This window comes from Symmachiella dynata (genome assembly GCF_007747995.1).
GTDB lineage: Bacteria > Planctomycetota > Planctomycetia > Planctomycetales > Planctomycetaceae > Symmachiella > Symmachiella dynata.
In genome coordinates, this window is record NZ_CP036276.1 from 6,302,268 (window position 1) to 6,329,119 (window position 26,852).

Consider the following 26,852-nt stretch of genomic DNA (forward strand, 5'->3'; position numbering starts at 1 on the left):
TTCATTCTCCTCATAGTTTAAAAACATAAATGAGGTCGTCGCTGTTTGACGTGAGCTTACAGTATCACGTTTGGCAAAGGATTCTAGACGAAAATCAGTCCGTGCAAGCTGGTGCAGCGACTGCGAGAATGTTAATTTTTAGTGGAGTTGCCACATCTCCCCCAGCAAAAAGGCTCGACTGCCATGTTTTTGCGTGCCGCTTTGATCTTTGTTGTTGTCTCCCAGATCGCAGGCTGGACCGAGCCACTTTTGGCGGCGACGGACAAGCCGAATATTGTGTTTATTTTCGCCGACGATTTGGGTTGGACCGATCTGGGCTGCTACGGCAGCGGGTTTTACAAAACGCCCCACATCGACCGGCTGAGCGAGCAAGGGCTGAAATTCACCTGCGCCTATACAAATGCCCCGAACTGCGCTCCCACGCGGGCCTGTTTGATGAGTGGACGCTATTCGCCCCGGCACGGCATCTATACCGTCAGTACGGGCGCTCGGGGGGATGAAAAGTTCCGCAAGATGATTCCGGTCAAGAACATCACTGACCTGCCGCTCAACGAAGTCACCATGGCTGATGCCATGAAACAGGCGGGGTATGTGACCGGTATGTTCGGCAAATGGCATCTCGGTAAGGGGCCGAAACATCATCCGTCGCAGCGCGGCTTTGACGAAGCGATCTCGGCGTCGCGGGGACACTTTGGTTTCAAAACCACACCTCATGTTCCGGTCGACGAAGACGAGTATCTGGCTGATTTCTTAACCGACCAAGCGGTGTCGTTTATTGAGCGACATCAGGACGAGCCGTTCTTTTTGTATCTGCCCCATAACGCCGTCCACACTCCGATTCATGCCAAAGAGACTTCGACCGCCAAGTTCCAAGGCAAAGCACCCGTCGGCGGGCATCATAATCCGGTCTATGCCGGGATGATTGACAGTGTCGACGAAGGGGTCGGGCGGATTATGGCCAAGTTGGATGAGTTGAAGCTGGCCGACAACACGATTGTGATTTTCTATTCCGATAACGGCGGGTTGGGCGGATACGGAGAATTGGGCGGCTCCACCGGGCGGAACATCACCAACAATGCCCCGCTGCGCGGCGGCAAGGGCATGTTGTACGAAGGAGGCGTGCGGGTGCCGTTGATTATTCGTTGGCCCAAAACCATTCCGGCAGGAACGGTCTGTGACGAACCGGTGATCTCCATCGATTTCTATCCCACGTTCCTCGAAGTGGCCGCCGCCCAGCCCAATACGACACACGAACTCGACGGCATTAGTTTTTTGCCGCTGCTCAAATCGGGCGGGAAAGCCAAACTGGATCGCGACGCGCTGTATTGGCATTTCCCTGGCTATCTGCAAGCGGACGTTAAAGCAGGTACTTGGCGGACCACCCCCGCCGGTGCGATCCGCGTGGGGGATTACAAACTGTTGGAATTCTTCGAGGATGATCACGTGGAGCTATACAACCTCCGTGACGACCTCAGCCAGCAACGAGACTTGGCGGCCAAGCTGCCGGACAAGGCAAACGCGTTGCGCGACCAATTGCACCAGTGGCGAAAAAGTGTGAATGCTCCCATGCCGACGCCTAAATAGCCGGCATCTCACAGTTCAACCACTGCCGACCAGATCCATCTGCTCGCGGAACCTCTCCAACACGCGGATCTTGAGCGGCGCGTAATCGGGATCGTCGAATCGCCCGGAGTCGACCAATTGAAAGGCCACTTTGCGGGCTTCGCGGAGGACGGCTGCGTCGGTGGTGAGGTCAGCGACGCGGAGCGGGAGGTCGCCGTGTTGCCGCGTGCCCAACACATCGCCCGGGCCGCGGAGTTCGAAATCGGTCTCGGCAATCTCAAAGCCGTTCGCCGTGCGCTCCATCGCCTGCAGCCGACTGACCGCTTCGGGGTTGTCGGTTTCGGAAAACAAAAAGCAGTAACCGTCGAAACGGCCCCGCGCAATCCGGCCCCGCAGTTGATGCAGTTGCGACAGGCCGAATCGCTCGGCTTGATAAATCACCATCAGCGTCGCATTGGGAACATCGACGCCGACTTCGACCACAGTTGTGGAGACGATTGCCTGGATCTCTCCGCTACGAAACGCCTCCATCGCGGCTGCTTTGCGTTCGCGATCCATTTGGCCATGCACAAGCCCCACACGAAAGCCGCTCAGTTCGCCGTCGCTCAATTTGCGAAAGACCGCTTCGGCGCTGGCGTCTTCCGTTTCGGCATCCGATTCATTCGCTTGGACGCGGGGGCAGACGATGTAGGCTTGGCGGCCCGATTGCAGTTTGCGGCGGATGAACTCCCAGGCTTTCTTGCGCGCGGCGGCGGTATAGACGCGGCTCGATGTCACCTTGCAGCGACCGGGCGGCATGTCGGAGACGACCGACAGGTCCAAATCGCCGAATTGTGTCAGGCACAGGCTGCGCGGGATGGGGGTCGCCGTCATCACCAAGACATGGGGCACCCGATCGCCGCTGGAAAAATGCGCCCGCTGCATCACGCCGAATTTGTGTTGCTCATCGATGACCACCAGCCCCAGGTTGGCGAAGTTCACGTCTTTTTGAATCACCGCTTGCGTGCCGACGATCAATTGCACCGCGCCGGAAGAAATGTCAGCCAATGCCTGCCGCCGTTCGCCGGCCGTCAAGCTGCCAGTTAGTAGCAAGCGGTTTACGCGGCTATGGGCCAAGATGGCTTCGACGGTCCCCCAATGTTGCGTCGCCAACAATTCCGTCGGCGCCATCAACACCGCCTGATAGCCGGCGGCGATGGCGACCAACGTTGCATAAATCGCCACAGCGGTTTTTCCCGCACCGACGTCGGCTTGCAATAAGCGGTGCATGGCGTGTCCCGAATCGAGATCCTGCACGATATCGGCAACCGCCGAGTTTTGTCCAGCAGTGAATTCAAACGGAAACAACCGCCGAATCCGCGCATCGATTTTCGACGTCGTGGGCATCTTGGCTGAGATCGGCTGTTGGGTCCGCAATCGGCGACGCAGCGCCAGTCCCAATTGAAACTCCAACAAATCCTGAAACACCAACCGCCGCCGAGCCGCATCGCGCTGTTCGATCGTCTGTGGAAAATGGACGCCGTGCAGCGCTGCGGTGATTGGCATCAAATCCGTGTATTGGCGAAACTTTTCCGGCAATTCTTCCGGGACGAACTCCGCATGCGATTCCAAGGTCTGGCGTGTGATGCGACGCATGGCTTGCATGTTCAGCCCTTCGGTGAGGCGATAAATCGGCAACACCCCGCCACCCGCCTCCGCATCCTCCTCGTCGAGCCATTGAATCATGGGGTGCGACATTTCCCAACGTCCCGAGGCGCGTTTGACCTTGGCGGAAAAGAGCACCAGATCGTGGGGTTGAAATCGCTTGAGCACCCAATGCTGGTTGAACCACACGCCGCGAACGAAATCGCCGTCGCAATCCAACAACACCGCCGAGAGCGTACGATTGCCGGAGATTTTTTTGCCGTCGAGATCCACCACGCGACCGCGGACCGTCTGCACCTGCCCCTCTTCCAACTCCGCCACCGGCTTGACGACGGTCAGATCGAGATAATCCCGCGGCAAATCAAACAACACATCCTCAGCCGTCCGGACGTCCAGCTTTTCCAACAACTCCGCGCGCGCCGGCCCCACTCCTTTCAGGAATTGCACCGGAGTTTGCAGGGGATCATCGGACATGGTTCTCTGGAGGCGCGATGGACGGCGAGTTTGGGGAATATCTTCAGCATAACTTACCGGCAACGGCCGTTGGCGTCCAATGGGGGGGGATCCAGCAAAACGATGATCGCTTGGCAAATGAATTTCTACCATTCTACAATGCAGTCATGTCATGCTCTTCTTCATTGCCGACTCGGATCGAGATCAATGCCTTATGGACAGGGTTTGCGTCACCGCAGAGGTCAGGCCGGCTAGTCTTGCGGCAGGAGGAGGATGGTGATTGGACCTCGCATGATGAAGTCACGCTTGCGCTAAGTACTGTGACGCAGGGGCAGATTACTCGCTTCTTGAACGCGATTGATGACATCGCGACCGAACCTGACCCAATTCGGTTTGGTAGAACAACGGCCGAGCTTGATTATCATTTTGGTAGTCGCAGAACAAACGACTCGCCGACGATGCTGATCGAACTGCACAATAACGACCATGACCTCCGGCGCATAAGAACGACATCAAATCACGCGCATCTTCTGCCATGGACAATCGAAGGGGAAGATGGTTCTGACAACTTCAACCCTGAAATCAGTATTGCGATAGCGGCAATTCTGCCTGACGGTTGGATGTTCAAGGAAAGGCTTCAATCATCGAGTCGCATTTTCGATACTGAAAATGAAATTCGTGCCGAGTTCGAGAAACAAGAACAAGAGCAGGTGCCGGATGATCGCCCCACCGAGACGTACGAGCAACAGATGGCGAAGTTCAATGAGGCTATGAATCAGTTGGCCGATGCAACGATACACGGCGAAGAAACCGAATTTGTGAAAGAGAAGCGCGACTACACTGCGAACCAACTCAGACGATTGTCCGCGACAGAGCTATCTGAATTAGTGGCAGCTGGATTCGACCTTTCGACCAGTGACGAAACCGGACAAACTGCTTTAATGATGGCGGCATCTCCGCCTTTCAATCGCGAACAATTTGAAAAACTGATCTTCGCCGGTGCCGACATGAATGCGAAACGGGCCGATTCGATGACGGGAATTATGCAGGCTTGCGCCGGAGGCATGGAAAAAACGGTTCCATTCTGGATCAATGCCGGCGCGGATATCAGCCTGCGCGGCCCCCACGGTTGCACGGCACTCATGCTTGGTGCGAAAAATTCTGAAATCGTGCGAAGTTTGCTCAAATATGGAGCCGACGCAACTTACAAAGATAACGATGGGGATACGGCTCTGGATTATGCGATGGACGAACTCAACATCATGAGTGCTGGCAAACGGTTGCAATCGATCGACCTATTAGCTCACGAAATTGGTCGGGTGGATTTACCCTCATTGAAGCGTTCACTTGATCGTGCGATCGAGGCATCCCGCATCACGAGAGTTCATAACCAAGTATTGTCGAGCTTGGAAAGACGCCCAATGTCGGAAAATTTATTTGAGGGCCGAAAGAAAGCAGACCAAAGTGAAGCGATTCGGAAGTATTACGCTGACATGGATGAATTTATTGACCTAGAAATCACTGAAATCGAATTGGCTGACAGGATCGTCGCAGTCCTAAGAGAAGTTGTCACCGAGTTTGCAGCATCTGCAAACGGATAGTTCGATAAAGATCCAAGGGTAAAGTGGCCCAACTGCGGTCGACAGCGAATAGACAAAGGGAGGGAACCAGCCAACAGGCGGATTTGGGTCACGAGAATTCGCGTCGGTGCGTGTCGCTGAATCACGCGGGCTACAATTGACTTCGCATCTAGGACGCAGCTGTAACGCTTAAAGCTGTTTGAGGTAGATGTCCTTAAACTGCACGGTCATGGGCTTGCCTGCCCGCAGTTGTAATCCGAGGAAGCCTTTCAGGTCGAAGTGCCCTTTTTCCTGGTCGATCAGTTCGGAGCACTTCACGCCGTTGATCCGGAGTATGATGTGCTGGCCTTTGGCCGTGATGTGATAGTCGTTCCATTCTCCCTGCGGTTTCATGGTCGCCTTCGCGTCCAGGTTGGTAACCGTTCGTTTACCCGCTGCGTCGATGACGGTCTTTGTGCCATTGGCGGTTAACAGTTCGTGGCCTTTGCGATTGTGCATTTCATCGCAGACGCCGCCGAGATACGGTCCGCTTTGATAAATATCGGCCTGATAGCCGACTGCCAGTCCATTGGGCTTGAGTACACTACGAAACTGAACCCCCGAATTCCCGCCATTTCCCTCTACGCGGAATTTGAGTTTGAGTTCGAAATCGGCGACGTCGCCGCCTTGCCAGACCATGAATTGATTAGCGGTGCACGGGTTCTCCGGCGTCGATTGCCCCGTGATCGCCCCATCCCGCACCGACCAGTAACTCATCTCCAGCGCCTTCCAGCCTTTCAATGACTTGCCGTCAAAGATCGACTCAAATTCCGCCGCCGAAAGCGACCCGGCGGTCAAGACGACGGATAGGCATAAAACCAAACGCGTGAACAGAGAGATTGTTTTCATGATAAGCAACTTACTGAATTTCGAAATAGATTTCCCAGCGACATTGGCAATGATCTCAAGTCCTATCGCACATAGCAACACTACCCAATCCCGCAGCAATTCGATCGTGAGCAGTTGTGGGAGGTTGTGATTCATTGGGAAGATGTGAGCACCTACCGGAAAACGACTAACGCGTACCAAACCAACTCAGGCAAGATGGCTAGCCACTGGCGACGCCAGCGTCGATGGCTTTGACTACCCACCAGTCGTGCGGCCGCTATAATTGCTGCGGTCAGTCTCCGTTTGCCTGTGCGGCAGTCCCCACTGATCCTATTGATCCGCTGGAATCAGGCCTGCTTTTTCGTCCTGTGGGGCTGCCGAATTCATCCATGACTTGCAACACCGATGACTGCCGACGTTTCCAATTCTGATGCGCTCCTGCCGCGATTCAATGACCGGGCCGATTCTTATACTCAAGCGGCTGTGGTGCAGCGGTCTCTTGCCAAGTGGCTTGCGGAATGGATTGAGCCGATTGAGCAGACGCGCTGGCTGACGGCGCTGGAGTTGGGGCCGGGCGATGGCCTGTTCACGCGTGAGCTGGCTCCGCGGTTTGATTCTCTCACCGCTGTGGATAACGCGCCGCAAATGGTCGAACGGGGTCGCTGCGCATTGCCAGACGTGAAGTGGCTGGTCGGTGACGCATGGCAGATCGAGCGTCTTGGGTTCGACCGGGTGTACTCCGCTAGTTTTCTCCAGTGGTGTGACGACCCGCTGCCGGTGCTGAGCAATTGGCACTCTCTTGCTAAACCGGGGGCGCGCATGCTGCATGGGTTTTACGTCGCCCCCACGCTCAAAGAATGGCAAACGATTGCGCTGAGCCGCTCGCCCATTCGATGGCGCAGTGCGGAGGAATGGGTTGCTTGTTTTCGTGAAGCCGGTTGGAAGGTACTGCGAAGCGATTCACACAGTCATACACAACGGTTTCCCTCCGCCCTCGAACTGGTTCGCTTCTTTCATCGCACGGGAGCAACAACGGCGCGACAGACTTCTGCCAGCGGACTGCGGAAAATGATCTCAGACTATGAGACTCGATTCCCCGCCGCGGACGGATCTCCCGGAGTCGAGAGCCAGTGGACCTTCTTCCGCATCGAAGTGGCTAAATAATTGCCGACAATATGCGTTTATCGGTCCCACAAAAAAAGGGGACCACTGCTGGTGCCGCCGGATACGATTCCGGGCAGGCTCAGAAAAATTTGGTATCATGCCTGCAACCATCCATGATTCAGTTTTCAATTCTTTCGGAGGAGGGCACGATAATGACCGATTTGTCGGAAGCCGAAATGGTGCGTTTGTGGGAGTTGCATACGCAATTGGAATTTGAAACGAAAGATGCGGTTGCCACCGTCGCCACAATGGCGCCGGGCAACTATGTGAATCATGTCCCCACGATGACCGGCGGGCGTGGTCACGACGAGATGATTGAGTTCTACGGCAAACATTTCATTCCCAAGATGCCGGCCGATACCACGCAGCGGGTTCTCGCGCGGACGGTGGGCAAAGATCGGTTGATAGATGAGTTCGTGTTTTCCTTCACGCATGATATTGAAATGGATTGGATGTTGCCGGGTATTGCACCGACTCACCGGAAGGTCGAAGTGCCGTTGGTGGTCGTCGTGCAATTTGAAGGGGCTAAAATCGCCTGTGAACGAATTTATTGGGACCAAGCTTCGGTCCTCGCGCAGATTGGTCTGCTTGATCCGTCGGGCCTGCCGGTGGCCGGAGTTGAACAGGCGCGTAAATTTGAGGATCCTCAACTTCCGTCCAACGAATTGATGCAACGCAGCGATTAGCAGTTCGGACCGAGAGCGTTGCACCGTTTTCATTTTCTCATGGGCGCACAGCCCACACCCGCGTCATTAACAATCGAATACTGGAAAGAACAGTCATGCGCGTCGGTATCGCTACAGATCATGGAGCGTTTGAGTTGAAGCAATATCTAGCCGACCAACTCCGAGGAGCGGGGCATGAGGTGACCGATTTTGGCGCCCCCAGTCTGAACCAGGACGACGACTATCCCGACTTTGTCATCCCGCTGGCCCAAGCGGTAGCTGCTGGTACTATAGATCGTGGAATTGCCCTCTGCGGCAGCGGCGTCGGCGCCTCCGTCTGTGCGAACAAAGTCTCCGGGATCCGCGCCGCTCTGATTCATGATCACTTTTCAGCGCAACAAGGCGTTGAAGACGATCACATCAACATCCTCTGCATGGGGGGCCGGGTTGTCGGGATCGCGGTTGCGTGGGACGTGACGCGCACGTTCCTAGCCGCCGAATTCAGCCAAGCTGAACGTCATCAGCGGCGTCTGGGAAAAGTGTCGTCCCTGGAGACGGGGCTTCCCCCCGACTAATCTCTGTGCCGCCCCACGCCCGCAGATATTGTGAGCTGCGATAAACCTGGATCGGCAAATCCGAATTCACAGCGAAGATGTTCAGGGAAATAAGGAGCGCTCTGCATGACTTGGTTTGAATCGCTCACTGGATTTCCAGAAGAATCCGCTGAGCACGTTCGTGCGAACATCACGATCGACGGCACGACGATGACGTCGGCGGCCAATGGGCGACAGATGACCTTCGGTCGGCTGGAAACACCCACTTTGGCGGAACTTCGTTCACGCGCACAGTCGGTTCCGCGGTTGAAAGCTGGGCTGAAAGTGTCGGAGGTACTGGGTGATGTGCAAGAACTGCATCAGGAACCAGCTCATGCCGGCGCGTTATTCCAAGTCGCATCGCAATTCAACCTGTTAGAAATGGTCGGGCCCTCCGCAACGCCGGAATATGGAGTGGGCATTTACGAAAACGACCGAACACAGGGTCCCGCCTGCGCAATTGCTTGTGGAGCGGGAACGATCTATCGAAATTATTTCGCCGATGTCAACGGTCGCACAGGACAAACATCGGAGAACCAAATCGACTGCCTGAACGATTTGGGCCTCGCCCTTGGGAATACTGAAAATCAATTGTGGACGATGCGAAATGGCTACGCACTCGCATCGGAGAATGGACTGCAAGAGATTTCTGCTCGGTTGACGGCCTGTAGTGAAGCGGAACGCGATGCGTTGCGACAACGATTGCGGATTGGCATTCAATGGGAATCAGAAGTCACGCTGGGAAATAATCCGCAGACGGTCTCTCAAGCGTATTGCTCGGCGCTGCCGGTGGCTTATTCTGTTTTGCCAGCCGATCAGTGGGCTGGTTTTGCGCAGTTGGTCCTCGAAGCGGCCTACGAAGCCACCTTTTGTGCCGCTATTTTGAACGCGGAATTGACCGGCAACAAGCGGCTCTTTCTCACGTTGTTGGGTGGCGGAGCATTCGGCAATCGTGACGACTGGATCTTTGCCGCCATAAAGCGCGCGCTCGACCTCTATGCGGATTTCGATCTCGACGTTGCCATTGTCAGTTATCGTTCGCCGAGACCGGGTGTTCAAGAACTCATCGATCGTAGAGGATCGTAAGACTCTGAAACAAGGAAGGTGTGTTCCTCAACAGCGAAGATTCATGGCAATTCTCACGACTGCTTGCTTTCAAGGGCGACGCGAAGGGCGGGTGGATAAATCGCGTTGCTTCAACTCTCTCCAACCATCCCTAGTTGCTCGAGAAAACCATACTTATCCCAGTCGACCCAACTCTCTACGAGTTTGCCGCCTTCGTAACGATCGGTATGCACGCCAGTCCAACTGGTTGTTTTTCCGGTCGCCGCAAGCTCATTGAATGTCCCGGTATGCTTGGCGGTCATTCGCCATCGCGAACAGACGTAGTCCCCTTCGGCAACCTGCAGCAGAACTTCCATCTTCACGTCCGAGAAACCTGTATGGAAATCGGCGATCAGGGATCTCCATTCGGCAAGTGATTTCGTCGACACCCCGGCAGCGGCATCGGGCATTTGATGATTGACGTAATCGGCCGACAAGTAGTCGTCTGATTTGTGCAGAGCGTTGTCACCCCATAATTCCAGCAGATGTTTAGAGGTGCTTTTGTGGTTGGCCGACATGTGCTTTTTCCTCTGATAGGATGCTTTTGGAAATTCTGCGTGTGCAGAAACAATTCCGCTGAACGCTCGACTCCAGCCTGAAAGCCTAACAGAGTTCGTGTGCTATTTCGAATTTTTTATTTTCGAGTACCAATCACCCACCCGGGCCATTCCTATAAAAAAACGAAGGCCGATCATCGAGGATCGACCTTCGTCTCATTTCAGAGGGGATTCGTTACGACTCTCAAGCGGTTAGCGGGGCACTGCAAACCGGGTGGGATCGGAGAGGAATTCTTCTTGGTTTTGGGTCGAGCGAAACAAGTAGAAGCGTCCATCATAATCGCAACTGAACGACAGATAACCTTCGACGTGACGACCTGTGCGTCGCATTTCGATCACATCGATCCCTTGCAACACCGGGGCATATGGATCCGGGTTGCGGACGAACTCGTTCAGAGCTTCCTGGGAAGCAAACCGATAGGTACGGCCCAGATAGACAGTGCTGAACTCGGGCTTGCCTCGTTGGAATTTTCCAGCCCGTAGATTGACCGGGCAATACCCCAATAGGTGTTTGACTTCCGGCGCTGTCTCTTGCTGTTGAGCAGCACGGGTGATTTTGCGGGTCACCACGGGACTTGCGGCGGTCACAGCTGCATCGATCACTTTCCCAGCCGATTTGTCCAACGGCTCGTCGAAGTTGAAATCCGCGAACGGATTATCCGTCTCGATTTCGGAAGCGGCAGCGACCACTTTTTCGGCCTGCCGTTTCACATCGTTGAAGTCAACCTTGGTCTGCGGGATTTGCTGCACAGTTTGGGGCAATGATCGTTGCACCGTTTTGGGCAGAGAAATACTTGGCGCCGTTAAAGGCTGTGTCGATTTGCTAACGATCGCCCCAGCGGGACGCGGCGGCATAAAGGGATCCCGCGTGCGACGGGCGGTTTCATGGGCGATCCGCTGTTGATCAATCTGTTGCGAGACGACCGGCAAAGGAGCCTTCGGCAGTTCGGGCACGGGAGTGGCTTCCTCCTCGTCGCGGCCAAACAGTTTGGAGACGCCGCGCTTCAGGCCGCTGAAAATACGCTTGGGATGCAAACGTGATCGTTGTTCAGTTTCAGCCTGCTCCGGCTCTGCGCCGCTGACAATACTAGCGGTCGAAATCGTGATGAAAATCGCTGTCAGCACAAGCCCGGCAGCGAGAACCCGTCTGTTGAGTATGCGGAAGTTCATGGAACCCTCCTGGTTGCAAAACCTCGGCTGCAGCCGTCGTGGCGGCTGTAGTCCAGCAGTTTTTTCGTCAGCGCCGCAAAGTGCCCGCGGCGCAAAGTAATACGCATTGAGACATGGTCTGCGAGAGCGGCTTCGCGACTTCCTTGGCGAATCAGCCATCTCAGACCTAAGTTTCCTCAGTCCCACTGTTTCCGTGACAGCGCATAGGACGTAGAAACTTATGCCTCGTGGCGTTTGTCATCGTCGCACCTACTGTCCCGACTTTGCAGGTTCCAGCGGTTTGCGCGGAATAGGCGTTTGACCGGCCGGACTAGCCCGCATAACCGTTACAGACGATGCGTCCCTAACCGTATAGACCCGCAGATTCAGGAATACGAACGGTTCGCAATCAATTCCGGACGCGCGTCGATCCGTTTTGAGAGGCCGGTCGTTTAGGCTGTCGCTTGCGATCCGACGCCGGAAGAGACCAGATCCCTCGTTGTTCGCGTTTGGCATCCTGCTCTGCCTGGCGAAACAGCCGTTTCTTCGCCGCAGAAAAAGGGAAATGCGTAATCGCGCGGCCGTATCCCCCTCGGATCAACTCTTCGTTGAGCATCGCATCGTTGATGTAGACGTACGCTAAAATGCGGCCATGCCGGTCCTCGCGCTCTTTGTCGAATTCCAGCCGCACCCGTTTTCCCTCGACCCGGTTCCGCGTGTATTCACTCGCCTCGGGCCCAAAGGGTTGGACGGGAAGGTCGGGGTGTTTGGTTTCCGGTGTATCGACACCGATCAGCCGCACGCGATTGCCGTTGTCCAATAGCAACGTATCGCCATCGACAGCCCGCTTGACGACGAACTCGCCCGATGCAGCGGGTGGGAGTGGGGGAGCTTCCGGGGGGCGGGTCAACCAACGTCCGACGACCAACAGGATGATGATCACCACGGCCAGCAGCGGGGGGGTGGGACGGCGCCTAGAAAACCTGCGTGGCATGTCCGCCCTGCCTCCGGGACCCATCTAAGAACTGCAGTGGTTCGGACAAAGCTGCCGAACTGCTGATGAACACCTTACAAGTAGTTTCAAAACCCTCTGACGCGTCACGCAAACACTGGTATTATAGATTCCTGAACAGGCGCAACCGGGTTTTGAAACTGGTTCTAGTGAAATCTGTGCGTGGCTATTTCACCGTATATTTTCACCGTACATTCGCGACTTTAATTCTCACTGAATTTGAGTTGCCGCCAACTGTTTTTTCCCAAGGGATCTCGGCAGTATTTATCGCGACATTTCGGACACAAATCGTAACGAAAACCTTGCCGGTCTTCCTCAGTGGCAATGTCGTCGCCTGCGGCCAAAATTTCGGCGATCTGTTCCAAATGGTCGGCGTCTAAATCCGCTTCGCTAATGATCTCCGGGTCGATAGCGGGCGCAACTTCCACTTTGACCACGTAGCGTTGTTCGTCTAGCCGCACACCACAAGCATCGCACGTGTAGTGCAACATAAGGCCCGAGTCCTCTCAAGTATGACGATAGTGCTCCAACACATCTCAATACTCGATTTAACCACAAATCCCTCAGTCGGGAAAGCCCTTTGGTCAATTTTGCCCTGAACTTTTTGTCCCGGCAATTTTTTGCAGTTGCAAATAATGCTGAGAGGCGCTTGTTGCGCAAGGCCCTCAAAATTCGTGAGGCTGAACGTTACCGTTGCTCCATGGAGGCTGCCAGTTTCTTCATGTACCTCAAGAATTGTGCATCCAAAACGGCAAGGTTTTTCCCGAACGCCCCCTCAAAATCCTTGAGGCGTTCAGCGGCCCCGTACGGTTTCAGCGGATCGCGATGCGCCACAGCATTGAGAAAGCGGGCGTACGCTGACGAGCGGGTTTGGATCAAATAAAAGCTGAGTGCCCAGGCATGACTGTAGCCATCCAGCAAGGAGGCGTTGAATGCGTTGTCCCCAGCGACAAAATTGCGCAAGGCCCCTTTGGGTCGACGCGTTTGAGCATAATTCATGAACCAGACAAAGCGATCTCGATTGATCTGATCGGCCGTCTTTGTGTGCGAACCGCCGTCGCGAATTCCGGGCGCCTCGTAGACCGTCGCTAAGCCTTCGACAATCCATTTGGGATTTTCGCCGATTCGAGAATGCAATCCCGTATTGAATGCGATCTGGTGCGTTGCTTCATGAATCATGGTGTCGCGCAATCCACTCTCCGATGAACCCGTGCTCGCCGCGATTGCGCCGGTGAATCCCGAAAAGGATTGTTGCTCGCGGGGAAAGCCGGTCCATGCTGGTAACTGATAATCGTAGCCAGCATCGATCGCTGCAACGCTGTCTCCGGGATCAAACAAGGCGACGCGATTAGTATGGTGGTGGTAATACCCCATCAGCCCCCGCACCGCCCGGACGCCATCTCCCGCGGCATAGCGAGCGAAACTTGCGTGGTCGGGAAACACCAATGCGACAAGTGGAAACTCCGGCTGGGTCACTTTGAGTCTTCGCACGCGAAAGTACGAATAGAACCGGTTGTAGATTCCTTCGAACAACTTCGCATATTCTCGTGCCCGTCCTCGCGGTCCACAAACGACATAGTGCCCGTTGGCGGCGACTTCATATTTTCGACCGTACCGCCGTTTCAAATCATCGCGCACCTGAACAAGCGAATCGCTCTTGAATCGGGGTGATATCTTTTTGAATGAGCCAACTTCGCCGAACGACAACGCATTGAGTTCTCCGTCGGTGCTCATCAGCCAAAACTGGCGCTTGTCACTCGCAACAGCTTTCCCCTCGTAAGTATTTTTGCCGACTTTGACCCGCAACAGGGACTGCGTTTTTTGGCCGCCTTGAGCAGGGACCGCAGTCGTCAGCAGCGCGAAGACGAGCGACATAATCCAGAGAGGGTGGTGCATGATTGCGGGAGTCCGAATCGTAAAAGTCGAAGTACGGGCCCAGGGGAAAAACCCTGTCAAAACCATTCCACAATAAGTATAGGTCGCATCTCGCCTACAGGGGCTTCAACTTGCCGCATGTTGCATTAATGCAACATGGTTATCCCTAGCAATTCGCGAATTGACAGTTTTCCTGCGGTCGGTGGTCTCCTAAGATAGATCTGTGGGTAAAAATGTGTTCGTGGGCGAACTCCAAGCGTTTATTCAGAAAGAGCCAGTCGTGTCGCTTTGGACGAGAATACCGGTGTGGGTGCTCTGCGGTTGCGTTTGCCTCACGGTGATCCGCACTGCTGCGGGCGAGCCTCCGCCGACGGTCGATTTGGCGGCTGAGGTGAAACAAGCCATCGCCGATTTGGATGCGAACCGTCTCTCAGTTCGCCGTGCGGCGGAAGAGCGGTTGCTAAAATTAGGCCCCGCCGTGCTCCCGCACCTGCCGCCGCCGGAGTTGATCCGCCAACCGGGTGTCCGACAGGTCTTGAAACGTCTACGCATCCAACTCGAAAAACGACAGGCACGCCTCTCCGCAACCGCCTCGCAGGTAACGCTGCAGGGGAATTTACCGTTGAAGGAGATTCTGCGCGGGATTACTGACCAAACGGAAAATCAATTCGACCACTCTGCGCTTCCGACATCGCTGTTGGAAAGCACCATCGAGATTGATTTTCAAAAAACGCCGTTTTGGAAAGCCGTTGACCATCTGTGCAAGGAATTGCGACTGCGACACCGCCTCGAAGGAAAAATGGAGGCGTTGCAATTGCTGCCGGCCGAGGAGGATGCTGCGCCGGAGATTGCAGTGACATATGCCGGACCTTTTCGTGTGGCGGTCACATCCATCAAGCAGCGGCGCGAATACGATCAAGTGCGCGTGGGATTTGCCTTCACCGGCGAACCGCGAATTCGTTCTTTGATCGTGACCTACGCTGCAAAGAATTGGAATCTTCAGCTACCGGATGGCCTGCTGCTTCCCCCTGAAAATCCTGGAGCATTCTTGGAATTCAATCCCGCAGATGGTGGCCGCAAAATTCAGTTTTCGATCGATTTCGTTGACACTGACAAGCCCATTGACAAGATCTCATTGGATGGCAAATTTACCGTGACCACAGTCGTTGGGAATCAGCGGATTCGTTTTCGTGACCTGGAACGTGGCGGCGGAGTCGCTCGACGGCGGGGTGGCATCAGCGTACTTCTCCACAAAGCGACTGCAACAAAAACGCCGGCCGGGACCTATGATGCCCGGATCGATGCGGCTGTCGTGTATGATGCGCAAGGTCCAGCCTTTGAGTCGCACCGCACGTGGATCTACCACAATCACATCTATCTGGAGACAGCTGAGGGGAAACGCATCGAATTCGCGGGAAACCAGCGCACGTTAAATTCGGACGCAGGAGCCGTACTGATGGAATATCCCTTCCCGAATCTCGAGCATCCGTTGAGCGAATACGAGTTCGTCTATGTCGCCCCCACGCTGATTGTGGAAATCCCTGCCACAATTCATTTCGCAGACTTGCCGGTTAAGAACTAATCGACGACGATTGCGTGCGAGGTCTCGCCGAGCAGAAGTTGCCCGCACTGTTGAGGCCTGCCTTATTGTGAAAGCACTTCACGTACAATCAAATTTAGTCACACACGCAAATTAGCCATCACCAAAGGACACACACATGGACAGCCGTGCCGCTATTCGCCAATCGATTGAAACTGCCGATATGATTGCCGACGCGTATTTGGGCGATCTCGAAGACTCCGAACTTTTCATCCGCCCGGTCGACGGCGCCAACCATGCAGCCTGGCAATTGGGGCATTTGATCTGCTCCGAGCACAGTTTGATCAATGGTGTGCGTCCTGGTTCAATGCCGGACCTGCCCGAGGGATTCTTGGACAAATACTCCAAGGAAACCGCCTCGATCGATGACCCGGCGCAGTTTCACACCAAAGACGAATATATGCGGCTGCGGAAGGAACAACGGGCCGGGACGCTCAAAGTCTTGGACACACTGACCGACGAGGACCTTGACGCACCGGCGCCCGAAAAATTCCGAGCACATTTTCCGACGGTCGGAAGCATCATGGTTTTGCAAGGCATGCATACCACCATGCATGCCGGGCAATGGGCCGTCTTGCGGCGCAAGCTGGGCAAGCCGGTGACGATCTAAAGCCGGCACTTCAAACAAAACAACCGGGTTGCGGTCGACTCTTGCGAGGTCTCCGCAACCCGGTTGTTATTTTTTACGCGATCGATCGCGTCTGGTGATTACGGTTTAAGAACCACGAAAAACTTGCGGTCTCCGCGACGCACGTGTAACAGAACGCCCTTGTCGGTGGAGTTTTTCTTGACCGCCTGGGCAAACTCTTCAGGAGTTGACACTGCTGTCTGGCCCACTTTTTCAACAACGGTTCCGGGCCTTAGGTTTGCGTAATCGGCCGGACTGTCCGGTTTGACGCCGGTGATCACCACGCCGTGCGGATTCTCATCACTGACGCCAAGTTGCGTGGCCAGTTCGGGTGTCAATTTCTGAACGTCCATCCCGACGATGTTCTGCTCCGTCGATTCCGGTGCGGATTCCTGCTGATCACGAACCGGGACAATCCGCCGCTTGCCGAAATCTTCGGGCATAGCTTCGGCGACCATCGTCAACTCAACCTGTTTTCCGTCACGCATGACTTTCAACGGATATGATTTTCCGAGTTCCAACTCCTCAACAATTCGTTGTAACAGCGGAGTGCCGTTCACGCGGCGGCCATTGAGGGAGATGATCACGTCGCCCGGTTGGATTTTGGCTTTTTCGGCAGGTGTATCAGGCCAAACATCAGAGACCAACGCACCTTCACGGGTGGTGATGTTCAGCGTATCGGCCAAATCATTATCGACCGGCTGAATGGCAATGCCCAAATAGGCTCGCTGCACAGTCCCGTTGGCGATCAACTGCTGACTGACCCATTTGGCCATGTTGATCGGCACGGCGAAGCTCACGCCATCGTAACCGCCACTGCGTGACGAGATGGCTGCGTTGACGCCAACGACTTCACCATTGAGATTGATCAACGGTCCACCGCTATTCCCCGGATTGACGGCAGCATCGGTTTGCAGAAAATATTCGCGTTCCGCGATCTGTTGACCGCGGCCTTTAGCACTGATAATTCCCGCGGTCACGGACATGTCCAAACCAAACGGACTTCCGATAGCCAGAACCCAATCGCCCACTTGAATGTCTTCGCTATCTCCCAACGGTAGGGCGGGGAGTGGATGATCGGCATCAACTTTCAAGATTGCAATATCGGAACTGGGATCGCGTTTGATGTCGTGAGCCACGTATTCGCGGCCATCTTGGAAACGAACGACCACCTTGTCGGCATCTTGCACGACGTGGTTATTGGTCATGATGATTCCCGAGGGATCAATCACAAATCCCGAACCGCGCCCTTCACGGCGAGGCATCTGGCGTTTTCCGCCTTGTCCGAAAAACTGCCGATACCGCGGATCGTTTTTGAATTGCTCGCCAAACGGCGTGCCTTTGAACAATTCTTGAATATCGGCACCTTGCGCCACGCCTCCCTTAATGGTCGTTTCAATCGCCACGATGCTGGGCATCGATTTTTGAGAGGCATTACGAATGGCGACGGAAAAATTCTGTGCATGGGCCAACGGCGAATCCGCACCGGATTCACGTTGGGCCATTACGGCAGCTGCGCCCACCAAACAGGCCACACCAAACAGCGCTAGTATCCATTGTCCATTTCTTACAATTTTTGTCATGTTCATATCCTTGTTCTGTGCCAACCCGGATTCGGCCAAACCGGACTCGTCGATTCCGCCAATAGCAATGCTGCGCGAATCATTGGATTCGTCCAGCTCACCGGCGGATCGACATTATAGTTGGATGTCGATTATCAGCCAGACGATTTTGCCGGATCGACTGCTATTGGCTTGACGTCTATTTACTACGACGGTGACGGGGCGGGGTGTTGGGAATGTTTGAAAATTCTCAACCGAACGACACCCCCGTTTTATGCGGAAAAACCCGGGAAAATCTCATTTCCCAAGTGTCCCGCCCGCCCCAACGGAATTGAGATAACCCGGTCATTTCGTGACCCTCAACGCCGCTTTCATAGTGCCGTCAATACCCCCGCTGGATCAATTACCTTCCCCTGTTGGTGACTCCATCTAACGACTACCGGTTGATCGTAGAGCGTGTTTAAAATAAAGTAGACGAACAGCCACGCTCTATGGTTGTGTTGAGAGTCATGGACTTCGCCTGAAAATCCAGCGGATCAGAAACGCGAGTTCGATGACTTCAACTCTCATGCCAAACGGCAATCAACACAGTAGACCAAGCAAACGGTACAAGCGTCGCTTATCTTTTCAATGTTGGCATGGCGAACTCAAAAAGGTTTGCGATGTGAACGGCGAACGTAGCACTCAGACGCAACGACTTCTTGAGACCCTCCGTGCTGCTCGGACCGTATGACCCTACGTAGAACATCGATGCCCGCAAATCCAGAACCCTCTTTTGACGATGATCTCCTCGCCCGCTGCGAAGAGGTTTTGCAATACAAATTCCGCGATCGCGATATATTGCGCAACTGCTTAACGCACGCCTCGATCGCCACTCATCGATTGGCCTCCAACGAACGTTTGGAGTTTCTGGGCGACGCCATTCTGGGGGGTGTGGTTTGCGAGATGCTTTATTTGCAGTTTCCCGACTACCCCGAAGGGGAAATGACGCGGATTAAGTCCATTGTCGTCAGTCGGAATTCTTGCGCAAAGGTCAGCACCCAGTTGGGATTTCAAGACTTTTTATTGCTGGGGCGAGGCCTGAGTATTCATGACACCGTTCCCACATCGGTCATGGCCGCTGTGTTGGAATCAATCATCGCGGGGGTCTACCTCGACGGGGGTTGGGAGCCGGCGCATGCGTTGGTGGGACGCTTCATGGCGCCGGAAATCGCTTTGGCTTCCGAGTCGCATCACGGTCGCAACTTCAAAAGCCTGCTCCAGCAACACACGCAAAAGCTCATGGGCGCTACTCCCATCTATTCCTTGCTGGACGAACAAGGTCCCGACCACTCCAAAAGCTTCAAAGTCGCTGCCGTGATCGAAAGTCAAAACTACGCCGCCGCTTGGGGAGCGACGAAAAAGGAAGCCGAGCAACGGGCAGCCCGCAATGCGCTGCACGAGCTGGAAGGCAAGGACATTCCGCACGCCGCCGAATAACGGTCGCTTGACGCCACACGCGGCTGAAAACGTCGTTGCCGTTTTGTGGGACGCTTCACAGATATCGTCGGACCGCTCTGCGAGACTGCGCGGCGGTCGTTCGGGGAAAATGAAATTCCCGCAACACTACACACCCGACTAGGCCGTTGATACGATACGGACGCTCGTGAACCCTAGGACCAGTTTCAAAACCCGGTTGCGCTTGTTCTAGAAACGTTCAGAACAGTGTCAATGTGACGCGTCAGAGGGTTTTGAAACGACTTGTAGGAATGGGACGCCGGGCGGACACACATTTACCAGGTGAGGATCGAAATGAAACCATCGGAATTGAACCGCAGAGATTTCAGTAAGTTCACCGTCGCCGCGTTTGGTGGCATGGTGGCTGGGACAGCCATTGGTTGCGGCGGCAGCGAAGAGGCAGCGCCCAGCGGTAGCCAAACCGGCAGCCAAACCAGCAGCACAGAAACTCCCGAAACCGGGACGGAAGTCGCTGCATCAGAAAAACATGTCTGCCGCGGGTTGAACACCTGTAAAGGCAAAGGAGCCGACGGTAAAAACGACTGCGCCGGGCAAGGCACGTGCGCTACAGCCAAAGCACATACCTGTCACACGCAAAATGCATGCAAGAACCAAGGCGGATGCGGTGAGACGGCTGGCAAAAATGCCTGCGAAGGCAAAGGCGAATGCGCTGTCCCGTTGATGGACGGCACTTGGGAAAAAGTTCGCACGGCATTCGAAGCAGAACGCAAAGCTGCCGGTGAGCCGGTTGGTGCGGCACCAGCTAAAGGTTGATGGATCGGAGATTCAACGTGCGGCCCCCCGGCGAAGTCGGGGGCTGACGGATTAGCACGCCGCGCAACCGCTGTATTGCGGTTGCTCGGCGTTGATTTTTGGAGAGCATGATGAGCAGTCCGCGGCTGGGATATCCGAACCTCGGTTTTGGTGTGGGACTGCGGGCGGTACATTATCCCTACATTCTCAAACATCACCCCGACGTGGATTGGTTTGAGATCATCTCCGAGAATTACATCGACTCACAAGGCCGACCGCGGTACGTCCTCGATCAAATTGCCGAACGCTATCCGCTGGTGATGCACGGCGTCTCATTGTCGATCGGCAGCACCGATCCGGTCGATTTCGAATATCTGGCCAAACTCAAACGACTCGCGGCCGAAATCAATGCCGTGTGGATCTCGGACCATCTGTGCTGGACCGGTGTCGCCGGGCAAAATGCCCACGACCTGTTGCCGATTCCGCTCAACGAGGAAACGTTGGCGCACGTCACCGAGCGGATTCGCATCGTGCAGGATGTGCTTGAGCGGCCGATCGTGTTGGAAAATCCCAGCACCTACGTCACCTTTGCCGCCTCAACGATCAGCGAATGGGAATTCCTCACGCGCATGGCGGAAGAAACCGATTGTGGTCTGCTACTTGATGTGAACAACATCTACGTTTCCTGCTACAACCACGATTTGGATCCGCGGGAATACCTGCAGGCAGTTCCGCATGACCGCGTTGTCCAGTTTCATCTGGCCGGCCACACGAATTGCGGCACGCACATCATCGACACGCACGACGGTCATGTGATTGACTCCGTGTGGGAACTGTACCGCGAGGCACACCAACTGACCGGCGGGAGTTCGACGCTGCTGGAATGGGACGCCAACATCCCGGAATTCCCAATCCTGCACGCCGAGGTCCTCAAAGCACAACGGTTCATGGGCAAGGCGGAAGTCGCGACAGAACCCGCGGACCTGCCCGATGAGGCGCCGTGGGAGACATCCTCCCAGGCGGCTGCCGTGCCACACCCGCTCTCGTTCATCAATGCGGACGTGGAATAACCAACCGCAGCAATAAAAAAACCAACCCGCCGCGGTCAGCAACGGGTTGGTGGAATGGTCACGATAATTTCGTAAACGCAGTCTGCTTAAGCAGGCTTGTGGGCTTTGTGACAAGCACCACAGTTCGTCACCTTTTTTAAGGCGTCGACATTCTCGGGATCATCCGCCGCGTCGGCTGCCGCCACGACCAAACGGGATGTCAGGATTTTCCAATCCTTTTGGCTCCCTTTCGGCGCGTCGTTCTGGGCCATGGCGATGTACAATTCGACCAACTGGTCACGCTCTTCATCGCTGGCAGTCTTGCCCACGACTTTCTTGATGAGACCCGACTTGTGAGCATCCTTCATCACCTCTTTGGTGGAATGCTTGGCCACCGGCTTATCATCGTCGGCCGCGGTGGCCACGGTGATCAAACCGGCAACAATCATCGTCGTACTCAGTAACGCAAAGACTTTACTCATGAGGACTCTCCCGGAAACAGCTGAAGTCATTAACCGCCCGCGACCATCACGAAGCGCCATGACCGAAAACCAACGGAATCTTTCATCACTTGTGGACCGATCAGCGACAATGCTCATCAATTCCTCGCGTCGCTGAAAAACTAACTGTGCATATCTTGCCGCTGCGCGCCTCATGGCGTCAAGTTCATACCGGCCACTTCGCTGTGATTCGTGAAGTTTTCCTGCTGCTCAATTCCACCGGATCAGACCTCGGAGCGTATCTTTTCCCATTGCGCCTGCCCCAATTCTTTGATCCGCTCCTCCGGCCAGCGCTCCAGGGGGGAATACCGTGGATGATGGGATTCCTTATAGGGGTCGTTGCGGGCCATGTTGTAACAGGCGATCAGGGTCCACCGCGGATCGACACTTTTGTTCTGGTCCGAGCGATGCAACAAGTTGCTATGAAAAAACACGGCGGAACCAGGTTCGAGTTCCACGTAAACCAGTTCCAAACGTTCCAGCGCCACCGCAACACGTTCCGGATCGGCTCCGGTCTGGTCGCCGACAGTGATATGATTCACGCGTCCCATCAGATGCGAACCCCGCAACACCTGCAGGCAACCGTTGGCTTGCGTGGAGCGATCGACCGCCACCATACAACTGGCCATGTCCGGAAACAGACAGCCGTTGTTGTACCAATACCCATAATCCTGATGCCATTCCCAAGCGCCCCCGATCAACGGTTCCTTGAGGATCATCTTATGGTGGTAATGGTAAACCTCGCCGCCGAGCAATTGCTCCATCGTCCCGGCCAAGCGTGGGCAACGGACAAACGCCGCATAGATGTCCTCTTCCAATTCATTGGAGATTGCTAATTTGACCGTCCCGCCTTCCCCATCCCGACGCCCACTGGCGTTCGCCGCCATCAGCTGATCCGCGCGGGCGATTTTCCCCAACAGGTCGATCTCCTCGGTGTCAAATAGGTGCGGTATCACAATGAAGCCATCACGATGAAACGCCGCAATATCATCTGTTGTTATTGGTGTGTCGAGCATGGTTCTTAAGTCGTATTTGGAGTTCAATTTTCTGGTTCAATCGAAGACGGCTTGTTGATTCGATACCGCCAGTCTGTCTGGGGTCAATTCCACCAACTAAGCTGTCGCTGACGGGGCCAACGCGGCATACAGGGCGTGTAACTGCTCGGCGAATTCGTCGTCACTCAACACCGGCTCCGCTCCGTCGGTGGCGATGCTGTCCGGCAAATCGACCCAACTGCGACAGCCGGCGAAATGTGGTGAATCGGGAATCACGATTGGTTCAGGCAACTGATAAACACGGACCGGCAACACGAACAGCCCCGGAGTGCGATAGTGAAACCGTTCGTCCAGCGTGCGAGACGCGTACATATGCTGTCCCGAAAGGCGTGGCAAAACAGATTCGTCGCGGAGTTCAACCACGCTTTGCACCTCGGCCCACAGTGAGATGGCCCAGCCTCCTGCAGCAGGTTTAGCTGCCTGAGACATTTCCAGCAAGTCGGCTGCCTCGTCGGAGAGGCCTTCCGGAGATTGATGCTCATACGTCGGAAACATCCAAAAGGCATCATGCTCCACACGAAATCCTTCGCGCCCCTCGTGGATGCCTCCTTTGCGGAAAATGGCAATTTGCCGTCCAGCTTGCAGCGCCTGGCAAACCGCCGCCCATTCCTTAAAGGCTATCCGTCCCGTGGTCGTGGTGCTCATCAGCGACTTTTCTTTAAAGCGTCTCGATTCCATTTTGGCGAGGTCGGCCCCGTTACAAACTCGGAGCGGATTATCCAGCTATTTCTTAGTGGACCTCAGCTTGCTGGTCCGCAGAACTTCAGCTTTGGGCTCTATCAACGGAGCCCCCACTCCTTGTTCCTTGATCGATACCGATGCCGTTCCGGAGTTATCGGCGATTTCATTCCACTTGTCATGACAGCGCAGGTAAAGGTTGCCCGTTTCCGGGGCGGTGAACGTTCCGTAACGGCCCAAGTTGAACGGCTTGGACAGCCGGTATCCGGTATCTTCGTCATAGATCAAGACGATGCCAACCAACTGTCCTGGGGAGGGAACCGTATCGCTGTCGTTGGCATCGGCCGGCTTTTCGGGTGCGGGCTTGGCTGAGGCGATCACGTTGTCGTTTCCAGCGGGTTCGGCGGTCGGCGGGGGAAGGATCACGTTACCATCGGCATCGAGTTCTGGACCTTTTTTATCGAGCTTCCAATGCCCTTCGACGCTGTATTGGTACTCGATTTCGGCGTCCACCATCAACCCCGACGGTTGCCAGCCGCGGCCCGCCGAGATTTTAGCACGCACCCGCGAATTGCCGCGGCTTTTTCGGAATTTGCGTTTCCAATCAAAACTGATCAAGTCGGACCGCAGTCCTTGGTCGAGATGCTGGATAAAGAACTCGTATTCAAACAGGATCTCCTGGAACATCGCTCCATAGACCTGTTTGAAATCGACGTTTTGTTTGTTTAGCAACGCCAGCCCCAGCGGTCGAAATCGTTTGGCATAGTTCGGATTGTTGGCCAGCAGATGGCACAAGGCCCACCGCCATGCATACTCTCGCCAAGAGTCCCCACTGTTTTGTACGCCGTAGACGATCTCCTCCAGTTTTTTGATCTCGGAATTCTGCAGGTACTGGAGCACAATCGGTTCCAACTTGACACTGGAATCGTTTTGCCGCCAGTAATTGCCCATTTCCGCCATGCCTTCGGAATACCACGTGGGGCCGGTCCGACCGAAGGTTAACGCACAATAGGCATGCACCGCTTCATGCAGCGGTACGCCGCGTTCCGCTACGGCATATACGACGGCGTCGGCATCGATAATCTGATCGTTGGCCAGCAAGGCTTGTGATTGGCTAAGCGTCACGCCGCCGCCGACGGCAATACTTTGTACGCCCCGGGGATGCAATGAACCGGGCGGCCACTTTTGCAAGTCCTTGACGACGTAGCATTCAATTGTCTTGCGGCAGGGAGCTCCCCAATATCGGGAGATCAACCGCAACATGGTCTCCATCCGCTTGAGCAGGTCCTCCGCCTCCTTCTTAGGCAGATCGGTATGCATAATGAAGTTTTTGGAGCGATAATTGCGTGGTCCCGCTGCTTGTTCCGCAGCGGCCGCCCTGCGGGACTTGCGGCGGCGTTTCGTTTTTTCCTCGGCGGCACTCGTCGGTATGACCGAGGTGAAAGTGACCACTGCAATGAACAGGAGCACGATCAGTTGTCGCTGTGAGCGATTGCAGGACATCCGACTGAAATGATTCACGAATCCTGTGCTCCTTAATAGTCGGCAAGATGGGACCGGACATCGTGTCCACCGTTGGATCGACGCGGCCGTGACGCCTCCGGCATGGGGCTGTTGAGGCGCGCAGCTACCGTTGGCCCAACCGCCCACCCCACCGGGGGCGAACTTCCACTTTGACTACTATTTCTCACGAAAGCAATACAAATACTTTTGCCCCCGCACGATCATCTGATCCCCAACGATTGCGGGAGTCGAATCAACCGGCGAGTCGAGCTTATTTGTCGCCAAGACTTCGTACTCAGGGCTGAGTTTCAGCACCATCGTCGTCCCACTCCGTCCGGTGATGTAAACCCGGTCAGCAGCTCCCACCGGTGAAGCGTACACGCGTGAAATACTGGCCAGTCGTTTGTTGTCGTAATCGACTTCACCGGTCACCGCCGACATCCGCGTCAGGATTCCGTTGTACGACTTAAGAAAATACAAAGCATCGCCATATAGTAGCGGCGACGGGACATACGGCGTCCCCGCGCGATAATCCGAACTCCGGTCGTAGTACCAGTTGATTGTGTCGGTGCCGGAAATGTCTCCCTGGGCGGACAAGGGAATCGAAAAGATGGCCGTTCCCTTCCATCCCGACATGCAGATCACGTTGTCGCCCAAACGGACCGGTGCCGGGATGACATTTCCCGTTTGGCCGCCGCATTCCCAGATCACCTTGCCATTGTTGATATCGTAGCTCCGCACCCGATTGGCGCCGTTGACGACAACTTGTGTTTTGCCATCAAATTCGACGATCAACGGCGTCCCCCAACTGGAAGCCTCGTCGCGGTCGATTTTCCATTGAATTTCACCTGTTTTGGCGTTCATGCCGACAATAAACGAATCGGTCTCCTGGTCACAATTCACAATCAGCCAATCGCCATGCAGCGCGGGCGTTCCCCCTTCGCCGAATCCATTGCGCATGTGAAAATCGCCCAGGTCTTTTTCCCAAATCAGTTTGCCGTTCAGGTCGTAGCAATAGATGCCGAACGATCCGAACGAGGCATACAGGTATTTGCCGTCGGTGACTGGCGAGGCGGAGGCGAAACTGTTATCGCCGGGGCGGAACCCTTCGTGGGGAACCTGCGAGCGCGCTGTCTTTTTCCAGATCACCTCGCCGCTTTTACGATCGAGGCTCATCACGACAAAATCGTGAATGGTCGTCGGAGCCTCAGAGGGCCTACGTCCGCGTCCTCCACGACCACGACCGCGTCCTCTGGAGCGGTCGCCTGTGGGCTGTTGCTCCTTGGCCTGGGCAGTATCGGGCTTGGCCGTGGGTTGGCCCTTCTTTCCCGTGTCGACTGCGGTCAAAACGAACACTTGGTCGCCCCACACGATGGGTGAGGAATACCCGAGGCCGGGGATTTCAACTTTCCAGTCGACATTTTCCTCTTCGCTCCACTTGAGCGGCGGATTGCCGTGTGGAGCCACGCCGGTTGCCAGCGGTCCACGCCATTCGGGCCAGTTGAATTCTCGTTGCTGCGCGGGTTCTTCTGCCATTAAGTTGGTGGACAAACCGGCGAGAATCACCAGACATGGGACGAAGATTTTCATTGTCGCTTCCCCAGCGTAATTAACAAAAAATTGACAAGCACATTTCAACAGCGGCTCGCGGATTGTCGTGTCCCTGTTTGCAGGGAAAGCCTTTGACCGCCGCCCCTAAACAACCTTATGGGTTCGTTTCGAAGGAGACAACCGCTGGACGTACGCTCTCCGCTGAGCATAGCGCCCTCCCCAGTATCAACACCGCTCACACCGAATAGTT

Annotated in this window: 24 protein-coding genes; 11 read left to right on the forward strand and 13 right to left on the reverse strand. The window is 55.2% G+C overall.

All coding sequences use genetic code 11. The features are described from left to right. Nucleotides 1–183: 183 nt before the first annotated feature. Complete coding sequence (locus Mal52_RS23945) at nt 184–1,584, forward strand: sulfatase (RefSeq protein ID WP_145379038.1); 1,401 nt, start codon at nt 184–186, stop codon at nt 1,582–1,584. Between the two features lie 15 nt (nt 1,585–1,599). Here Mal52_RS23945 and recG read toward each other — a convergent pair whose 3' ends face one another. Next, entirely contained in the window at nt 1,600–3,681 is a 2,082-nt protein-coding gene (gene recG / locus Mal52_RS23950; protein ID WP_231962430.1) for an ATP-dependent DNA helicase RecG, read from the reverse strand. Between the two features lie 17 nt (nt 3,682–3,698). Between recG and Mal52_RS23955 the strand changes: the two genes are divergently transcribed. Further along, nucleotides 3,699–5,261: an ankyrin repeat domain-containing protein gene (locus Mal52_RS23955; RefSeq protein WP_145379040.1), complete on the forward strand. Its 1,563-nt coding sequence runs from the start codon at nt 3,699–3,701 to the stop codon at nt 5,259–5,261. 168 nt (nt 5,262–5,429) lie between these two features. Here the strand turns inward: Mal52_RS23955 and Mal52_RS23960 are convergent, their stop codons facing one another. After that, nucleotides 5,430–6,128 (reverse strand): 3-keto-disaccharide hydrolase, encoded by a 699-nt coding sequence (locus Mal52_RS23960; RefSeq protein ID WP_197534432.1) that lies wholly within the window; start codon nt 6,126–6,128, stop codon nt 5,430–5,432. Between the two features lie 384 nt (nt 6,129–6,512). Between Mal52_RS23960 and Mal52_RS23965 the strand changes: the two genes are divergently transcribed. The 4 genes from Mal52_RS23965 to Mal52_RS23980 all read left to right on the forward strand — a co-directional run bounded on the left by Mal52_RS23965 (nt 6,513) and on the right by Mal52_RS23980 (nt 9,615). Further along, nucleotides 6,513–7,271 carry a methyltransferase domain-containing protein gene (locus Mal52_RS23965; RefSeq protein ID WP_145379042.1) on the forward strand — a complete coding sequence of 253 codons (759 nt, stop codon included), beginning with the start codon at nt 6,513–6,515 and terminating at the stop codon, nt 7,269–7,271. 152 nt (nt 7,272–7,423) lie between these two features. Beyond that, nucleotides 7,424–7,957, forward strand: coding sequence for an ester cyclase (locus tag Mal52_RS23970; RefSeq protein WP_231962431.1), 534 nt, complete (start codon nt 7,424–7,426; stop codon nt 7,955–7,957). Between the two features lie 95 nt (nt 7,958–8,052). Then, entirely contained in the window at nt 8,053–8,511 is a 459-nt protein-coding gene (locus tag Mal52_RS23975; protein WP_145379044.1) for an RpiB/LacA/LacB family sugar-phosphate isomerase, read from the forward strand. 105 nt (nt 8,512–8,616) lie between these two features. After that, on the forward strand, nt 8,617–9,615 hold the full coding sequence (locus Mal52_RS23980; protein ID WP_145379045.1) for a hypothetical protein: 999 nt from the start codon (nt 8,617–8,619) through the stop codon (nt 9,613–9,615). Between the two features lie 110 nt (nt 9,616–9,725). Here the strand turns inward: Mal52_RS23980 and Mal52_RS23985 are convergent, their stop codons facing one another. The 5 genes from Mal52_RS23985 to Mal52_RS24005 form a co-directional block, all read right to left on the reverse strand. Next, on the reverse strand, nt 9,726–10,151 hold the full coding sequence (locus Mal52_RS23985) for an ester cyclase (protein WP_145379046.1): 426 nt from the start codon (nt 10,149–10,151) through the stop codon (nt 9,726–9,728). A 231-nt stretch (nt 10,152–10,382) separates the two neighbouring features. Further along, nucleotides 10,383–11,360, reverse strand: coding sequence for an eL24 family ribosomal protein (locus Mal52_RS23990; protein ID WP_145379047.1), 978 nt, complete (start codon nt 11,358–11,360; stop codon nt 10,383–10,385). A 388-nt stretch (nt 11,361–11,748) separates the two neighbouring features. Further along, nucleotides 11,749–12,333, reverse strand: coding sequence for a thermonuclease family protein (locus tag Mal52_RS23995; RefSeq protein WP_197533445.1), 585 nt, complete (start codon nt 12,331–12,333; stop codon nt 11,749–11,751). A 221-nt stretch (nt 12,334–12,554) separates the two neighbouring features. Further along, complete coding sequence (locus Mal52_RS24000) at nt 12,555–12,842, reverse strand: hypothetical protein (protein WP_145379049.1); 288 nt, start codon at nt 12,840–12,842, stop codon at nt 12,555–12,557. Between the two features lie 196 nt (nt 12,843–13,038). After that, entirely contained in the window at nt 13,039–14,247 is a 1,209-nt protein-coding gene (locus Mal52_RS24005) for a DUF1570 domain-containing protein (RefSeq protein WP_197534434.1), read from the reverse strand. A gap of 259 nt (nt 14,248–14,506) precedes the next feature. Here Mal52_RS24005 and Mal52_RS24010 point away from each other — a divergent pair, with 259 nt between their 5' ends. Beyond that, entirely contained in the window at nt 14,507–15,808 is a 1,302-nt protein-coding gene (locus tag Mal52_RS24010) for a hypothetical protein (RefSeq protein WP_145379051.1), read from the forward strand. Nucleotides 15,809–15,944: 136 nt separating this feature from the next. Continuing rightward, the gene (locus tag Mal52_RS24015) at nt 15,945–16,436 is read left to right on the forward strand and encodes a DinB family protein (RefSeq protein WP_145379052.1); all 492 of its coding nucleotides are present in this window, start codon (nt 15,945–15,947) and stop codon (nt 16,434–16,436) included. A gap of 98 nt (nt 16,437–16,534) precedes the next feature. On the opposite strand, the gene Mal52_RS24020 is transcribed toward Mal52_RS24015, so the two are convergent. Beyond that, complete coding sequence (locus tag Mal52_RS24020) at nt 16,535–18,037, reverse strand: Do family serine endopeptidase (protein ID WP_197534435.1); 1,503 nt, start codon at nt 18,035–18,037, stop codon at nt 16,535–16,537. A 729-nt stretch (nt 18,038–18,766) separates the two neighbouring features. On the opposite strand from Mal52_RS24020, the gene rnc reads away from it, so the two are divergent. The 3 genes from rnc (at nt 18,767) to bufB (ending at nt 21,336) form a co-directional block, all read left to right on the forward strand. Beyond that, on the forward strand, nt 18,767–19,495 hold the full coding sequence (rnc, locus tag Mal52_RS24025) for a ribonuclease III (RefSeq protein ID WP_145379054.1): 729 nt from the start codon (nt 18,767–18,769) through the stop codon (nt 19,493–19,495). Between the two features lie 312 nt (nt 19,496–19,807). Next, nucleotides 19,808–20,287 carry a hypothetical protein gene (locus Mal52_RS24030; protein WP_145379055.1) on the forward strand — a complete coding sequence of 160 codons (480 nt, stop codon included), beginning with the start codon at nt 19,808–19,810 and terminating at the stop codon, nt 20,285–20,287. A 110-nt stretch (nt 20,288–20,397) separates the two neighbouring features. Further along, on the forward strand, nt 20,398–21,336 hold the full coding sequence (bufB, locus tag Mal52_RS24035; protein ID WP_145380768.1) for an MNIO family bufferin maturase: 939 nt from the start codon (nt 20,398–20,400) through the stop codon (nt 21,334–21,336). Between the two features lie 86 nt (nt 21,337–21,422). Here the strand turns inward: bufB and Mal52_RS24040 are convergent, their stop codons facing one another. The 5 genes from Mal52_RS24040 to Mal52_RS24060 form a co-directional block, all read right to left on the reverse strand. Further along, on the reverse strand, nt 21,423–21,797 hold the full coding sequence (locus Mal52_RS24040) for a hypothetical protein (RefSeq protein WP_145379056.1): 375 nt from the start codon (nt 21,795–21,797) through the stop codon (nt 21,423–21,425). Between the two features lie 242 nt (nt 21,798–22,039). Further along, entirely contained in the window at nt 22,040–22,831 is a 792-nt protein-coding gene (locus Mal52_RS24045) for a phytanoyl-CoA dioxygenase family protein (protein ID WP_145379057.1), read from the reverse strand. Nucleotides 22,832–22,927: 96 nt separating this feature from the next. Then, nucleotides 22,928–23,515 (reverse strand): DUF1802 family protein, encoded by a 588-nt coding sequence (locus Mal52_RS24050; protein WP_197534436.1) that lies wholly within the window; start codon nt 23,513–23,515, stop codon nt 22,928–22,930. A gap of 78 nt (nt 23,516–23,593) precedes the next feature. After that, nucleotides 23,594–25,069, reverse strand: a complete 1,476-nt coding sequence (locus tag Mal52_RS24055) for a hypothetical protein (RefSeq protein WP_145379059.1) — start codon at nt 25,067–25,069, stop codon at nt 23,594–23,596. Nucleotides 25,070–25,228: 159 nt separating this feature from the next. Further along, on the reverse strand, nt 25,229–26,641 hold the full coding sequence (locus tag Mal52_RS24060; protein ID WP_145379060.1) for a PQQ-binding-like beta-propeller repeat protein: 1,413 nt from the start codon (nt 26,639–26,641) through the stop codon (nt 25,229–25,231). Nucleotides 26,642–26,852: the final 211 nt, after the last annotated feature.